This is a genomic window from Sphaerochaeta sp. (assembly GCF_050256055.1).
Classification (GTDB): Bacteria; Spirochaetota; Spirochaetia; order Sphaerochaetales; family Sphaerochaetaceae; genus Sphaerochaeta.
Genome location: NZ_JBFWIJ010000036.1, coordinates 1 through 15,720 on the forward strand (window position 1 = coordinate 1; position 15,720 = coordinate 15,720).

Sequence of the window (15,720 nt, forward strand, 5' to 3'; positions counted from 1 at the left end):
TCCATGCATACCACGGGTCTCTTACTGTCATACGGCTGTGCATAGAGATCCAGGACGTCTTCCATGGCTGCCACAAAATCACCGTTCTGCTTGGCAGGGATGGTCCAGCACCGTTTCAGGTGAGGCTTAAATGAGTTTTTTTTAGTGTCCGTGAGACCGACATGGGAGAGATTTCATCAATGTAATCCAGTTCCACCATCTTTTCTGCAAGAAGCCTGACGGTCCATCTGGCATATCCTTCAGGTGCCGGACTGCAGCACAGTGCAATGAGTCGGGCCTCGACATCCCCGGTGATCTTTGTCTCTCTCGGCCCTTTCTCGCGTTGCTTGCGGTTGACCACGGCCTCGACATCCTTGCCAAGATCATGGAAGGACCTCTTCACCGACTTCACCGTCGGGACGCTAACACCAACCTTTTCTGCTATTGCAAGCTCTTTTGCAGACCGTTGCCCGTCGGAGGTGTCGGACTCAAGGAGAATCCTTGCGCGCTTGACCGCCTGGACCTGCCTGACTCCCTTGGAAATGAAATCATGCAGGTATTCTCTTTGCTTCTCGGTCAGGTTGATGGTTCTCTTTGCATATACCATGGCAGTATCCCCCTTTATTCTTCTCTAAATCAAAGGATACTGCAAGTATCTTTAAAAGTATAGGTTTAAGTGTTACGATCTACTAGGGTGAAAATCCCAAGGGGCGTAGTTGCCGACGAACCCGAAAGCGACGTGCAGGTTTCATACCGTGAGGTATGCCAGAGTTCAGTTGGAACTAATGATGCATGTTTTCCCTTTGTTTTTCCCCAGAGGAAACTCTTGGAAATGAACATCGGTTTTTTATACAAATTGATTCAGTTTTTCCCGGCAAAGAAATATGTCGGCGGACATATAATGATTCAAGGTAGTATAAAGAGGAGTGAATATGAGAATCGATGATTTACGGATTGCATACATAGGGGGCGGATCCAGGGGATGGGCCTATACCTTCATGACGGACATCGCCTTGGAAAGCCGGATGGGGGGGACTATTGCTCTGTACGATCTGGACCTGAAATCGGCACAGGAAAATGCAAAAATCGGCAACGACCTGTCATTGAGACCGGAGGCAGTTGGAAAGTGGCGCTATGAAGTATGCAGCACGCTGAAGGAAACGCTCAGTGGTGCGGATTTTATCCTCATCTCCATCATGCCGGGCACCATGGACGAGATGACAAGCGATGTCCATGCTCCGGAAAAGTATGGGATTTATCAGTCAGTTGGGGATACGACTGGCCCGGGCGGTCTGATCAGGGCGCTGAGGACCATTCCCATCTATACAGGGTTTGCTGAGGCAATTGCTCAGTATGCACCTAAAGCATGGGTAATCAATTATACGAACCCTATGGCTCTGTGTGTCAGAGCGCTCTATGAAGCCTTCCCCGATGTGAAGGCCGTTGGGTGTTGCCATGAGGTATTCAGCACACAACAACTGCTCTCCCATGCACTCGAAGAAATACTTGAAGTCCCTCGGCCGAGGAGAGAAGAACTTGACGTGAATGTCTGGGGAGTGAATCATTTTACCTGGTTTGATAGTGCCTTCTGGAATGGATACGACATCATGCCCGTCTACAGGCAGTTTGTGGATCGATATTATGAAACTGGTTTTAATGAGCCAAACCAAAACTGGATGAACTCCCATTTTGACTGCGCTCACAAAGTGAAGTTTGACTTATTCAGAACCTATGGTTTCATCGCTGCGGCCGGCGACAGGCATCTTGCTGAGTTTATGCCGGGGGACCGCTATCTGGCTGACCCTGATGTGGTGAAAAAATATATGTTCAATCTGACGCCTGTTTCATGGAGGAAGCAAGACCTCGTGGGAAGGAGGGAAAGAAGCCGTCGCCTTGTAGAGCATCGGGAGAAGTTAGAATTGGTTCCAAGTGGAGAAGAAGGAAGCCGGATTATTGCTGCGCTCTGTGGGCTGGAACGATTCGTTACGAACGTCAACTATCCGAATTTCAGTGGGCAGATTGCCAATCTTGATCACAGGAGCGTAGTGGAAACCAATGTGGTAATTGGCGGAGATTCGGTGAGGCCTGTATATGCAGGCAAAATTCCGGGTAATCTTGAAGATCTCTTCGACCGTCATATCACCAACCAAGGTCTCATCATGGAAGCTGCGCTTTCCTGTACCAGGGACAAAGCGCTCGCAGCTTTTATGAGTGATCCTCTGATATGCGGCAGGTTGAGAGAAGATGATGGTCATCAGCTTTTTGATCAGATGCTCGCATCTACAGCGGCCTATTTGCCGCCAGGCTGGGGCTTCTGATTAATCCTAATCTGCTTATAATATTCCGTTGGCGACAATCCGCAGAATTTCTTGAACATTTGGCTGAAATACTGCGAGTTGTCACCGCATCCTACACTCTCGGCGATTTGATAGATTGGCAGGTCCGGTGGCATGGTCTCAATGAGTCGTTTTGCTTTCTCCATGCGTACCGATGTTAGATATTGGGAGAATTTCATTCCTGTCTGTTTTCTAAACTGCCTGCTCAGATAATCCACGTTGAAGAACACACAGTCCCGAGCTATCTGCTTAAGAGAGATGTTGGAATTCATATAGTTCTTTTCTACATATTCGATTGTCCTGCTGATGAAGGCACTGTACTGCTTGGGCTGAGAGACTTGAGATTGAGCGTAGTCATCAATCAGTAAATTGGTGATATGGATTATTTCTTCGCTTGCCTTTGCATCTTGAATTGCCGTATATCGTGACGTTACCGTATAGGAAAAAGGGAGTTGTTGGGAAATCAAAAGTTGAGAAATAACATGCATGGCCATTTTTCTAATCGGTTCCAAGTCGGAGCAACGGGAGAAGAAGTCCGATACAATCCTTCTCAATGTGTCAATATCGCCCAGGTTATCATCAATGTCGACGTAGTAGACATTGTATATATCGTCTTTTTCATAGAGGACGGTGTAACTGTAGGGGTGATCCATCATCCATACTCGCTTCTGGTCATTAAACTCATCCACTACATTCCGGAGTGTTTCTTCAAGTGAAGAGGGGTTCGATACATTTACAGTGATGTCATCATTCTTTCTGATGATAGAATTGCCTCTCAGGACTGTCGTAGCGAAGTCGGGCCCCTTGTCAGCGGGTGGTTGGAAGAAAATATAGATAGAGTCACTGGTCATCAGGGGATAGAGTAGAGGTTTGATTTTTGCTTTTACCAGCACATTCAAGGCAATTTCCGTAAATTCCGCTCCCCTGTGCGGGTCGGTTCCGTGGAGCTTGGCTATACAAATTTCATCGTAGGGCTGCAGGATATTAGCTTTGCAGAGGTTAACCATAGCATGAAGTCTCTGGGGAGCCGGGATGACATTCATCATTATCTCACGGAAAAAAACATGGGAAAAACGCTCTACCAGCATCTCGAACGTCTGTTCCCTGAACTTGACGGCAGAGCGTTTTTCATATTCATCGATGACGTCAATGATGGCAGAGATGATTTCTTTCTCATTGCAAGGTTTTAGCAAGTAATGACGGATACCGAAACGCATTGCGGTCTTTGCAAAAGAAAAGTCATCATAACCGCTCAGCAGGATTACCGAGATATGACGGTCCAAGTCATAGATCTTTTGTACCAGGTCAAGTCCGGACAAACCGGGCATTTTAATATCAGTCAGCACGATGTCAGGTCCTTCGTCAATAATGCTGTTCAGAGCGTCAATACCATTGTTGCATGTTTCCAGGACTTCCACATCAAGAGCTTTCCAGTCAATGAAAGTCTTGATGTTTTCACAGATGTTTGGTTCGTCATCAACAATCAGTAGCTTATACATGTCATTCCTCCATCGTACAGGGCACTGTCAGAGTAACGACCGCCCAACCATCGTCATGAGAGAAATCCAATTCATACGAAGAGCCATACAATAGATGGATTCGTTCTTGGATATTGCGGAGCCCGACTCCCATACCACGAAACTTCTTTTGGTCTTTTGAAGTGAGCATCTCCTGCATACCGTCGGGAAAGCGAGAGTTGGTATTTCTTACTTCCAAGAAAAGCGTCTGAGCTTTCTTTCTGCTTTTTATTATAATCTTGCACGTTCCCATGTTTTCTTCCAGGCCATACTTGATTGCATTCTCAACCAGGGGCTGAAGGCAGAGCTTGGGTACATGATAGACCATGGTGTCCTCTTCTATGTCGAAAGAGAAGTCCACACGTGACGAGAATCTGAACTTTTGGATGATCATGTAACTATTTATGATTTCCAGTTCGGCTTTCAAAGGTTGCGTAGGAGCCGATGAATTTAAGACGCTGCGAAGTAATTTCCCGAGGGATTCTATTAGTAAGGATACCTCTTGATTGCCTGAAACTTTTGCCTGCCAGTTAATTGTTTCAAGCGTATTATAGAGAAAATGCGGGTTGATCTGGGCTTTCAATGCATTGAGTTCGCTTTCCACTAACCGCTCTCGCTGGATGTGATTCACATTGATCATCCTCTGTAATCTGCTTTCGACTGCTTGAAATTGAACTGACAGTGCTCTGAACTCAGGAGAGTAGTCATATGTGTTCCTCTGAACATTCTCTTCTCGGATCCTTGTATAGAGCATGTCAAAGTTTCTGTCTAACGTTGCCAGAAAACGTGAGATTGTTCCAATGAAGAAGGTTGAGAATGCTAAGAGCACGACAAAGATTGAGATGAACAGCGTCAGGCTCTGGGCAAAAAAGGACTTGTAAGGTAGCCCGAAGAACAAATTGATTCCCAGGGTTAGGAACTGCCTCCGCGTGATAATGTAACCGTCATGATGGAGGAAACCTCCAATTGCCGGCGTTGATGTAAGGATTGCTGAACGGACTAGAGGGGCCACATTCGAATACAGCGCACCTTCATTTGCCATGAAGAACATCACCGTATCTTCATCTGCAAGACGGTTGCCAGCTTCAGAGAACAACTTTCCGGGTGAAACTGTGATGCAAACAATTCCCAGTGGCTCCAAGGACAGGTTCTCAATCGCACGGATCACCCTGGCGGCAAGAATAACCGGTTGATCGTTGTCGATGAAACTACCCCAGAGAACTGCCCCATCCAAAGACTTCACTTTCTTGAGAAAGGAGGCAAACTTTGATTGGTCCAGTCGGGGACTTTCTGGAAAACGGGGATTGTGAGCTGTGATGATCTGTCCATTCTGGAGGATGATCTGAATATCCGTCACGATTTTTGAGTTCATGGAATAACTTGCGCTGATTTTTTCATGGATGTTCTTATGGACTTCATACTGCAATTGTTCCGTACTTTTTGCTGTCTGGAGCAGAAATTGCAACGATCTGTCGGAGAGAATATCATACGTCACAGATTCAATTTGGTCTGTCAGTCTTTTTACGTTGTCCGAGATTGTCTGAGCATAGTAGTCCACCTGGTCATGGCTGTAGGAAATATGCTGCTGGTTGATGATGTATGAGAAACTTAAAACGAGAAATGAATACATGAGAAGAACAAAGCCCGCCAGGAAATAGAGCTTGCGATGAAGAGACAGGTTGTTGAAATGCTTTTTCAGAGAATTCATTTCATTCCTGTGATACTGAATGTGTTTATGGGAAGGGTAGTGATATGATACTTTTCTGTCCAGCGTTATTTCCCCACCACGACATGCGTAAAACCACACTGCTTCCAGCCACTGGCGCCTGCTCTTTCTGCGCTCCGGCGAAAACCAAAGACGAAACAAGCATCAGACAGACGATGCTGATCACAACCTTTTTAAAACTCATTGAATTACCTCCTCCAGTCATTTGGGACTGCATGACTAGAGTATACAAGCCGTTCGCTATTTGTCAAGCTAGTTTTCGCCTTCATTTTGACTTTCGTTAGTCAAACTTTTACTGTCACTGGCCTGTAGGTTGTCTTCACTACTGGCAGCTCATACTTTCTTGTCTTATCAGTGCTCCACCGTAGGGGATTTCTTTCTCTTGCTGCCAGAATCGTCTTGTTTCGTTCAAAAAACAATTTTTTTGCTTCGCCTGTCCTTGCCTGCATTGGGGTAACATACGCCAATCCAGAATGTTGGTGACTGTTGTTATACCAATGGACAAAATCAGCATACCAGATACGTGCAGCTTCCAAATTTTCAAACATCTTGGGATATCCCACCGAATATTTCAAAGTTTTGTGCCATGATTCGATGAAGGCGTTGTCATTGCTGCATCTCGGACGGGAATAGCTACGGCTTATAAACAGGGAATCCAGGAAGACTGCAAGGGTCATCCCTCTCATTGGATTGCCATTGTCCGCATGTAAAATTTGGGGTATGACCTTCTTGTCTCGTGTGATCCTAGCAAACAAAAGCTTGGAAAGTTCATCCGATTCGTACGTCTCTATGCACCATCCCACAATACTCCGGTCAAACAGGTCAATGACAGTATAGGCGTACAGGAAGATGCCTCGCACTGGGGTTCTCAGCCAAGTTATATCCCAAGCCCAAACTTTATTTGGTTCTGTCACAATGATTTCCGTGCTCTCTCTAGTGACGCTGGCCTTCCTGGACTCACTACGATGGGCCATTGCATTACGCCTGCGCAGGACACGATACATACTGGATGTGCTGGCGATATAAACACTTTCCTGCGCGAGGGTTGCCACAATCTGCTCAGGGGTATGGTCTGCAAACCTCTTGCAGGTGGCCGCCTCAAATAACGCATCCCATTCCTCTGGGGTGAGGGCAAGCCTGCTGGTGGGGTGGGAGCTGCCTTTTCGCCTGTCACGCAGCCCCTTGCTCCTCCAGTTCTGGATGGTCCTTACACTGATGCCCAGGAAGCCACAGGTCGACTTTTCAGCCACTCCCAGAGATTTTGCCTCATATACAAAGGAAAGGATCTCTTCCTTCTCCGTTTCCGAGGTCAGTTCTCCTCGTCCTGAAACAGGTTCCGATGTTTTTTTTTGAGGGTAAGCAACACTGCAACATCTGCAAGGGCCTTTTCCTTTATGGACAGTTCCCGTTCCTTGGCACGCAGATCCCTTTCCAGCTGCTTCTTTTCTTTCTTCAGGTTTGTGTTCTCGGTCTTCAATGCGTTCTGCTTGTCCTGTACCATACCGGCTAACTCCTGCTCCCATAATGGGAGGTGTTCGGAGTGCAACCCCTGTCGTCTGAGCCATTCACCGCGATTGGCATCGTCCAGTGTCTTGCTTTCCAACAACAGTGCAAGCTTCTCTCCGGGACTCCTCTGTGATGGTGTAAGATCATCAGAAGAATCCAGGATCAGTTTACCAGCTTTGTGCTTCGCTATCCAGTTGTTGATTGTTGTTGCACTGATCCCCGTCTCTTTAGAAACCTGGTACACGCTCTTCTCTCCCCGATCAACCACTCTACGAACAATTGAACTCTTGAATCCCTTGGAATATTTCATCTGTTTTCGCTTTCCTCCTAGCGAAAACTATTGTGACAGCTAGTGTCCATGCGCCAGAGAAAAGGCGAATGGATTCGGCTGGATGGGGCGGAAAAACCAGGTGAATATAGTAGTGGTGACATGCTCGTGCGAGAAACGGTGGAATGGGATGCCACCCTCTCCGTGGTGCGACTTACACGCCGGTGGACGAACATCTCGGGAAGGAACCTAGACTTACAGATGGCAACCCAGATTTCTCCAAAGTTCCCGGTTGACCATTACCTCATTCCCTGCGTTACTTACAATGGTAATCCTTTTGGTTCCGGCAAAGAGCCCAAAGGACTGGAGTATCACGGTAAGCCGTGGATATATGCTTATGACCGAGTGGGGATACCTTCATGCTCACTGGTGGAAAATTCTACGGCTATGGTGGCTCTTTGTGCGTCTGACGAAAACCGTGAGAGTCTTATCAGTTCATGTAGCATTGAAGAGTGTGGTGGAAGATTTCTTCAGTCTATTTATTATCCTGTCATAGAGTCACCGCTGACATATTCATGTACTGACTACTATACGGAAGAGTTTGAAGAATTCATCACCTTGTCTCCAGGATCGTCGCTGACTACGGTTGTTTTCTGCATCGTTGGTAGACCGCGATGGAAAAACTATGGAATGGCAACTGTACTTGACTTGGTACCGATGCTGTACCCGTGTTCTACTAAAGCAGTGATGAGCCCTTCTGAGGTTTGGAAACTCGGAATTTCAGAAGCCAAGAACCTGCTCTGGCCATGGGACGAAACTCACCTCGTCATCATCGGACGCAGTATTGAGGAAAAGGGGCTTGTCTTTGACCGGAAGCATTTTGAGATCGGATGGTGTGGCCAGAATGCGATATATGCCCGTATGTTTCTTCATGAGTATTTCCATACGAAGGATAATGAGTTTTTGCGAAATGGATTGGGAATTCTTGACGCTTGGACCCGTTCAATGCAGATATCTTCCGGCTTGTTCTACGTCCATTATGAAAAAGGAATGGAAAAGGACGGCCTTCTTGCCGACACATGCAACCTCGGGTTCGGGATAGCGGAGGTCGTTAGGGCATATGTACTTCTGAGAAAACATGGTATCGCCAGGGAAGAATACTTGGACTTTGCACGCCGGGCTGGGGATTTCTTTGTAAGGAACTACAGCGATGAGTTCGGATTTGGAAAGCTGTGGGACGGCAAAGGCGAATGTGTGGACCGGAAGGGAACAATCGGCGCATACATGATTCCAGCTTTGATGGAGCTATACCGGGCAACCGAAGATGAAATATATTTGGCCATGGCGAAAAAAGCCTTGGACTTCTACCATAGCAGGGATCTGGCGCAGTTTGTCTGTACCTCAGGAGCGCTTGATACAGACTGTGTGGACAAGGAAACGTCTTCACCTCTGCTCAAAGGGGCGTTGATGATTTATGAAGAAACACATGAAAAAGAATACCTGGAAGTTGCCCAGAAAGCCGCTTATTATTTTCTCTCGTATATGTTCCATTACAACCCGATATATGGGGAGGAAAGCGATTTTGTTCGCCATGGATACAACATGGTAGGAGCAACCAGTGTTTCCGTCCAGCACCACCACATTGACAACTGGGGTGGTCTGATTGTTCCTGATTTGCTGAAATTGGCACGATACATGGGAAACAGTCTATGGAAGCGACGCGCTCTGCATATTTGGCATAACGTTCAGCAGGGAATAGCGCGAAGAGGCGTTAAGATACATGGGATGGAACGGCCGGAAGGCAGTCAGAACGAAGGAAATTACAACTGCCGCTGGGGCATGCGCGACCGGATACCCCGGGGAGAATTCAATGACTGGTTGGTCGCATGGCCGTCGGCGTTCCGTCTTCAATCTTTGATTGAGATAGAAGACTGGGCAGACCTCGAATAGTCGTTTTTTTTGAGAATGTGTTACGGTTTTTTGGATTGAACGCCATAAAAACGGCTTGTATACTCTAGTCATGCAGTCCCAAATGACTGGAGGAGGTAATTCAATGAGTTTTAAAAAGGTTGTGATCAGCATCGTCTGTCTGATGCTTGTTTCGTCTTTGGTTTTCGCCGGAGCGCAGAAAGAGCAGGCGCCAGTGGCTGGAAGCAGTGTGGTTTTACGCATGTCGTGGTGGGGAAATCAACTGAGGAACCAGATTACTACCGAAGCGCTTGATATGTATGCACAAGATAATCCCGGTGTCACGTTTGAGACAGAATTCAATGACTGGGGTGGCTACTGGGACAAGCTCGCTGCCCAAGCTGCTGGGAACATCATGCCGGACATCATACAGATGGACTACAGTGAGATTGCCAACTATCAAGGCAATGGTCTTCTTCTGAACCTGAGTCCCTACATCGAGAATGGCACCTTGGATATGAGTGATGTTCCTCTGTCCATTGTTGAAAGCGCCAAGATAGGAGACGGGATTTTCGGGGTAGTCAGCGGAGTCACTACGTACAACATGATTTATGATAAGGATATTGTGGCACGTGCCGGCGTAACTGTTCCAGACATCATGACAATCGATGAATTTAAGGAATTGAGCAGGACAATCTACGGGAAAACCGGAGTCAGGACAAATTATTCCTACGGAAGCAGCGCCTACATGCTGGAATATCTGGTCAGGGATTATGGATATGTGTTGATGCAGGAAGGGAAGTTAGGTGTTCCTGATGCTTCGTACCTCGAACAGTTTTATTCGGTCTACGAGGATGGCGTGAAGGAAGGTTGGCATTTGCCCGCCAATGTATTCGTCGAAAGGACAGCTGGCGTAGCGGAAATGGACCCGATAGCCGATGGTACTGCATGGTGTCAGTTCCTTACGTCAAACAAGGTGCTCTCCTATGAGCAAGCTATCGGTAAAGACTTTGGTCTCGCTATGTTGCCTGCCGATCACGGTGCTTCCACGATGTTCCTGAAGCCCAGTCAGTTTTTCAGTGTTACTTCAAATAGCAAGAATCCCGACGAGGCTGTAGCTGTTCTGAATTATCTCACCAACTCCATCGAGGCAAACTTGGTTCTCAATGGCGAGCGTGGCATTCCTATCGCCTCCAAAGTGTCAGAAGCAGTTGCCGCCAATATGGGAGAAACCGATAAAAAAGTTGTAGCATATGTGAACAAAGTTGCTGAACATGCCACTCCGCCCGATCCACCGACTCCTCCTGGGACCAGCCGTTTTTATGACTTGGTGGATAATACCGTGGAAATGGTCTGTGCGGGCAAGATGACAGCAAGGGAAGCTGCCCAGCACACATTCATACAGGGCAACTTGATCTTTAAGGATGCCTTGTAAGGGACCTAATTCCCACGTTGTTTGAATGATGTTTCCCTGCTGCAGGGGCTCCTGAAGCAGGCTGTGCAGGGGAACATCCACCCTGGTCCGATTTTTTCTTTATCCATCAAAAATAATCGCAATGCTGATGCGCATATTTCTTCTAAAAAAACAAAGAAAACCATCATATGCGCCTGCCTCAGGTACGGGGAGCCAATAGTGAACAGAATAATCTCAAAAACTAAATTCAATTTCAGACTGACCAAGGAGAACCAGGCAGGTATCCTGTTCACCATGCCTTTTCTCATTGGATTCCTGGCTTTCAGCCTTATTCCGATGGGTATGTCGTTTTACTATTCTTTCAGTAAGTATGACATTCTGTCCCCGCCACGCTGGGTAGGACTTAAGAATTATGTGGATATGGTAAGTGATAAGACCATGTGGCAGTCTCTCGGTGTGACGTTGTTCTATTCGTTCGTGTCCGGTCCTCTACGTATGGCAACAGCGTTGGTAGTAGCCATGTTATTGTTTCGGAATGGGAAGGTCGTAGCGATATTTCGTGCCGTATACTATCTCCCGTCGATCATCGGTGGAAGCGTTGCTATCGCCGTACTGTGGAAAAGAATGTTCGCTTCCGATGGTGTCATCAATGGAATTCTGAATACGCTTGGTGTTTCCGTGACCTATTCATGGATTGGGGGGGAGAATACAGCGATATGGACACTGATTATCCTCTCTGTCTGGCAATTCGGCTCGGCGATGCTGATTTTTCTTGCCGGACTGAAACAGATTCCCATATCTCTGTACGAAGCGGCCATGGTGGACGGAGTGGGAAGGTGGAAAAGGTTCACCCGTATTACACTCCCTATGCTTTCACCCACGATATTCTTCAATCTGATTATGCAAGTCATTACTGGGTTCATGGCTTTTACCCAGAGCTTCCTCATTACCGAAGGCAAACCGTTAAATAGAACATTATTCTATATGGTATATGTATATAACCAATCTTTCAAATACTACAACATGGGATATGGAGCGGCATTATCGTGGTTTATGATCCTTATTGTGGGGACGATTACGATCCTTCTGTTCAAAACGCAGAAGTACTGGGTGTATGAGGAATAGAACTGACATGATCAAAAAACGTACCATCAACAATATCATCTATTACACGGTAATCTCACTGATCGGAATTGTCATGATATATCCCTTACTGTGGATGATATTTAGTTCTTTCAAGGAGAATGCAGAGATATTTAAGAGAGCAGGTAGTCTTTTCCCTGATTCCCTGTATTTTCAGAACTATGCCAACGGGTGGAAAGGTTTCGGGGGAATCAGCTTTTCTGTATTCTTCAAGAATTCCCTGATTTTGAGTATTGTCGGAACTATCGGTTCGGTAATTTCCGCCGCAGTAGTCGGTTATGGTTTCGGACGATTTTCCTTCCCAGGAAAAAAAGTTTTGTTCTCCTGCATGATGATTACGATGTTGCTTCCCCAACAGGTGATGATGATTCCTCAGTTCTTATTCTTCAAAAGGCTAGACTGGGTTGGGACATACCTTCCGCTGACAGTACCATATTTCTTTGGTCATGGGTTCTTTATATTCCTTGCCTTTCAATTTGTGAAAGGCATTCCTCGGGAACTGGACGAATCTGCCAAGATGGATGGATGTGGGGCGTGGAGCATCTTCCAGCACATTATTTTGCCATTGTTGCAACCGGCGATGGTGACTATCACCATCTTTTCATTCATCTGGAAATGGGATGATTTCATGGGAGCTCTTCTATACCTGAACAATCCCCGACAGTATCCAGTGACGATGGCTTTGAAGATGTTCAGCGACCCGTCTTCATCTTCCGACTGGGGTGCAATGTTCGCCATGTCGTCCCTCTCTATTCTTCCGATACTGATCATCTTTGTCTGTCTGCAGAAATACCTCATGGAAGGTATCAGCACTACGGGAATCAAGGGGTAACATGATATGAAGAATGGTTTATATGGAGTTACTTTGTCCTGCTTTACTGAGGCAGGAAAGGCTGACGAACTGCGATTTGAAAAAATGTTGACTTTAATGGCTGAAAAACCTCTGGCAGGTTTTGTTGTCAACGGCTCTACCGGTGAATTCCCTTACATGGGTTTCCAGGAGGCTGTGGTCTTTCTTCGTATTTCCCGAGAGCAAGTTAGGGACAGAGAGATGGTCGCAGGTATTTGTGGCCCGACTGAGAGAGACGTTCTGCGTCTAGCTCGTCATGCCTATGGCATTGGGTATACCGATATGATTCTCTGTCCGCCTTACTATTATCCTCAGAAGGATAGTGAAATCCTAGATTTCTATCGTACAGTACTATCTGGCCTGCCGAATGATGTGAACCTAATATTGTATAATATTCCGTTCTGCGCCCCTCGTGTGTCCCTGCCTGTGGTTGAGACTCTGGCAGAGGAAGATAAAAGGGTTCAGGGAATCAAAGACAGTAGCGGAGATGCATTGAATTTTGCTGCTCTGTGTGCGATTTCCGCGCGGCTAGGTAGAGATTTCTCGGTATTCACCGGACAGGACTCGATGCTGCTGGGAGCATTGGCGGCGGGAGCGGCAGGACTGATGTCAACCGGTTCCTGGCTGCTGAGCGGGATACATGAGAAAATTGTTTCCGCATTCGCCCGGAGCGAGTGGGAAGAGGCAAGACGCCTCCAAAACTTAGTGACTTCGGTCATCCTCTCCCTGGATAAGGTCAGTTTTCCGGAAAACTATCGAATCCTTGCACAGGTTATGGGGTATGACGCAGGTCCTTTCCAGAGAAAATTTGCTTTTCTTGATGACGAGGATGCTCTTGTCGCATATGAAAAACAATTATACCGGATGATTTCCGGTGTCTGAAGGTGAAATGAGATGGTATATGTGGACAAGAATAAAGGGACAGGTTCCCTCAAAATTGGTCTGATCGGATGTGGAAGAGTAGCGGAGAATCATCTGCTGGCTGTTTCCAAATGTCAAGGTGCGGAGGTGATCGTCGCCGGGGGGGGGAGTTCCGCCTCGGATTTCTGTCGCCGGCATGGGCTGGAACTCGCGTCGCCGCAGGAGATAATCGAAAGGGAAGATATTGATGCCATTCTGGTGTTGACTCCCCATACGAGCCATTACGAATATGCCATGACAGCCATGGACAAAGGCAAGCATGTGTTGATTGAGAAGCCCGTTTCATTCGACTTGGCAGAAATGAAAAGTATGAAAGACCTGGCTCGTTCACGATCGGTGGTCTGTTTCCCCGGGCACAGTTATCTTTATTCTCAGGACATGATGAGGATGATAGCAGCGGCTCATGATGGTACTTTAGGTCAAATCGCTTTTTTGTTTACTACAGAAACATATTACATGGAAGAACAGCTTTTTGTGCGGTATGAGGGACCTCAAGTAGATATTCTTTGCCATCACTTATACATGATGCTGGCCCTTGTGGGGATGCCGCAGAGCGTAAGTGCTGTGACTACCTCTTATCCTGCGTCAGTCGTTCCAACTGAAGGACCTCAGATCGGTATCCTGATAAAGACTCGCGGAAACACTATCGTTACGACTTTTCTCTCCTGGGCGGTAGATGACCATACCAGTACCCCATTTACACATTTCGTGAAGATCTTAGGGACGGGTGGGGCTCTACAATTCAACCGGCGGGACTTTGTACTGAACAAGGAAGACGGAGGCTATGAGCAGCCTATTTACCAGGAGATGTTTGATAACCAAATGAAGTATTTTATCTATGACTGCATCATGGGTGGGAAAGATCCTCTCTCGACGATTGAGGATGCAGAGAGAGTCCTGCACATCCATCAGGATATCATGCAGGCAGTCAGAACTGGTGCCACAGTCCCGGTCGAGGAGGTGTAATCATGAAAATCGAGAGAATAGAAACGATTCTGATGTCGTATAGATATTCCCAGTCTGAAGCGTGGAAGTGGTCTGGTGGTGCGACTCTTCAGCGCAACTGTGTCTTGGTAAGAATTACAACGGATACCGGCCTGACCGGGCTGGGAGAGGTTGGGGAATCAGCGTATCTGCCGCGCTCTATCGAGAAAATAGTCCAAGAGCGATTCGAGCCGATGCTTGTTGGTGAGGACCCCATGGACATTGAGAAGATTTGGCAGAAGTTGTATATCCAATCCTGCCATTATGCCCGCAAGGGAGTGGTTTCTACGATCATGAGCGGTGTGGACATTGCGCTTTACGACATCGTTGGCAAATACTTGAAAGTGCCGGTGTCAACTTTGCTTGGAGGGCAGTATAGGAAAAAGATCCGGGCATACGCAAGTGGTGGAATGTATAAGGATGAGGAGGACCTTTTTTCGGAAGCAGCTTCCTACGTCGATAGCGGATACTTCGGATTCAAGATGCGGATTGGGGCTCAGGATCCCATGCCGGAAGTAGAGATGATTCGCCGTTTGCATGCCCGAATCGGAAACAGAATCCAGCTTCTTGTGGACGCAGGGCAGTGTTACACAAATTTCCCTTGGTCCTATACGACAGCCCTGAAGGTATGCAAAGCCCTTGAGGACTGCAATTTGTTCTGGATGGAGGAACCGCTGCATCCAGACGACGTTGAAGGTTTTGTCAGGCTATCCAGGGCTACGACCGTGCCAATTGTAGCCGGAGAAAATGAATTCACCCGTTACGGATTTGCACCACTGATCAGCCGTCGTGGAGTAAGTATGGTGCAACCGGATGTCACGCGCTCAGGGGGCATTTCCGAGTGTAAAAAGATTGCCTCGTATGCCTCCGTCCATCACATGGATTGTGCTCCTCATATCTTTGGTTCGGGGGTGGGTTTCATGGCAAATCTCCATTTCATTGTCTCTACTCCCAATGCCATTGTAGTCGAGCATGACCAGACGTTGAATCCCCTGCGAGAATCGCCTCTCCTTTGCTCCATCGAGTATAAAGATGGCTATATCCATATGCCTGAAGGGCTTGTTGGATTAGGTGTAGAGCTGTCCGAAGATGTAATACGCGCGTATCCATATATTGACGAGGATGCTGTGCGTAAACCTGATTTCATCCCTCTTTGGTGAACCATTAT

General features: G+C 47.1%; 14 protein-coding genes. 8 read left to right on the forward strand and 6 right to left on the reverse strand.

Annotation, left to right across the window (positions count from 1 at the left end; all coding sequences use genetic code 11):
* Positions 1–115: 115 nt before the first annotated feature.
* On the reverse strand, positions 116–586 hold the full coding sequence (locus tag AB7C91_RS12305) for a helix-turn-helix domain-containing protein (RefSeq protein ID WP_428591838.1): 471 nt from the start codon (positions 584–586) through the stop codon (positions 116–118).
* 325 nt (positions 587–911) lie between these two features.
* Here AB7C91_RS12305 and AB7C91_RS12310 point away from each other — a divergent pair, with 325 nt between their 5' ends.
* Positions 912–2,297: an alpha-glucosidase/alpha-galactosidase gene (locus AB7C91_RS12310; protein WP_428591841.1), complete on the forward strand. Its 1,386-nt coding sequence runs from the start codon at positions 912–914 to the stop codon at positions 2,295–2,297.
* Here the strand turns inward: AB7C91_RS12310 and AB7C91_RS12315 are convergent.
* The 5 genes from AB7C91_RS12315 to AB7C91_RS12335 form a co-directional block, all read right to left on the reverse strand.
* Positions 2,270–3,814 carry a response regulator transcription factor gene (locus AB7C91_RS12315; RefSeq protein WP_428591844.1) on the reverse strand — a complete coding sequence of 515 codons (1,545 nt, stop codon included), beginning with the start codon at positions 3,812–3,814 and terminating at the stop codon, positions 2,270–2,272. The genes AB7C91_RS12310 and AB7C91_RS12315 overlap by 28 nt on opposite strands.
* Before the next feature lies 1 nt (position 3,815).
* Positions 3,816–5,540 (reverse strand): cache domain-containing sensor histidine kinase, encoded by a 1,725-nt coding sequence (locus AB7C91_RS12320; RefSeq protein ID WP_428591847.1) that lies wholly within the window; start codon positions 5,538–5,540, stop codon positions 3,816–3,818.
* Between the two features lie 25 nt (positions 5,541–5,565).
* On the reverse strand, positions 5,566–5,742 hold the full coding sequence (locus AB7C91_RS12325; protein WP_428591850.1) for a hypothetical protein: 177 nt from the start codon (positions 5,740–5,742) through the stop codon (positions 5,566–5,568).
* Positions 5,743–5,842: 100 nt separating this feature from the next.
* Positions 5,843–6,871 carry an IS3 family transposase gene (locus AB7C91_RS12330; protein ID WP_428591914.1) on the reverse strand — a complete coding sequence of 343 codons (1,029 nt, stop codon included), beginning with the start codon at positions 6,869–6,871 and terminating at the stop codon, positions 5,843–5,845.
* Complete coding sequence (locus AB7C91_RS12335) at positions 6,868–7,374, reverse strand: transposase (protein WP_428591853.1); 507 nt, start codon at positions 7,372–7,374, stop codon at positions 6,868–6,870. The genes AB7C91_RS12330 and AB7C91_RS12335 overlap by 4 nt, the downstream gene beginning before the upstream one ends.
* A gap of 48 nt (positions 7,375–7,422) precedes the next feature.
* On the opposite strand from AB7C91_RS12335, the gene AB7C91_RS12340 reads away from it, so the two are divergent.
* The 7 genes from AB7C91_RS12340 to AB7C91_RS12370 all read left to right on the forward strand — a co-directional run bounded on the left by AB7C91_RS12340 (position 7,423) and on the right by AB7C91_RS12370 (position 15,712).
* A complete protein-coding gene (locus tag AB7C91_RS12340; protein WP_428591855.1) occupies positions 7,423–9,282 on the forward strand; it encodes a hypothetical protein in 1,860 nt (619 codons plus the stop codon).
* A gap of 103 nt (positions 9,283–9,385) precedes the next feature.
* Positions 9,386–10,675, forward strand: coding sequence for an ABC transporter substrate-binding protein (locus tag AB7C91_RS12345; protein WP_428591858.1), 1,290 nt, complete (start codon positions 9,386–9,388; stop codon positions 10,673–10,675).
* A 198-nt stretch (positions 10,676–10,873) separates the two neighbouring features.
* Positions 10,874–11,779 carry a carbohydrate ABC transporter permease gene (locus tag AB7C91_RS12350; RefSeq protein ID WP_428591861.1) on the forward strand — a complete coding sequence of 302 codons (906 nt, stop codon included), beginning with the start codon at positions 10,874–10,876 and terminating at the stop codon, positions 11,777–11,779.
* A 7-nt stretch (positions 11,780–11,786) separates the two neighbouring features.
* On the forward strand, positions 11,787–12,629 hold the full coding sequence (locus tag AB7C91_RS12355) for a carbohydrate ABC transporter permease (protein WP_428591864.1): 843 nt from the start codon (positions 11,787–11,789) through the stop codon (positions 12,627–12,629).
* Between the two features lie 6 nt (positions 12,630–12,635).
* Entirely contained in the window at positions 12,636–13,529 is an 894-nt protein-coding gene (locus AB7C91_RS12360; protein WP_428591867.1) for a dihydrodipicolinate synthase family protein, read from the forward strand.
* 12 nt (positions 13,530–13,541) lie between these two features.
* Positions 13,542–14,534 carry a Gfo/Idh/MocA family protein gene (locus AB7C91_RS12365; RefSeq protein ID WP_428591870.1) on the forward strand — a complete coding sequence of 331 codons (993 nt, stop codon included), beginning with the start codon at positions 13,542–13,544 and terminating at the stop codon, positions 14,532–14,534.
* Between the two features lie 2 nt (positions 14,535–14,536).
* Positions 14,537–15,712 carry a mandelate racemase/muconate lactonizing enzyme family protein gene (locus tag AB7C91_RS12370; protein ID WP_428591873.1) on the forward strand — a complete coding sequence of 392 codons (1,176 nt, stop codon included), beginning with the start codon at positions 14,537–14,539 and terminating at the stop codon, positions 15,710–15,712.
* Positions 15,713–15,720: the final 8 nt, after the last annotated feature.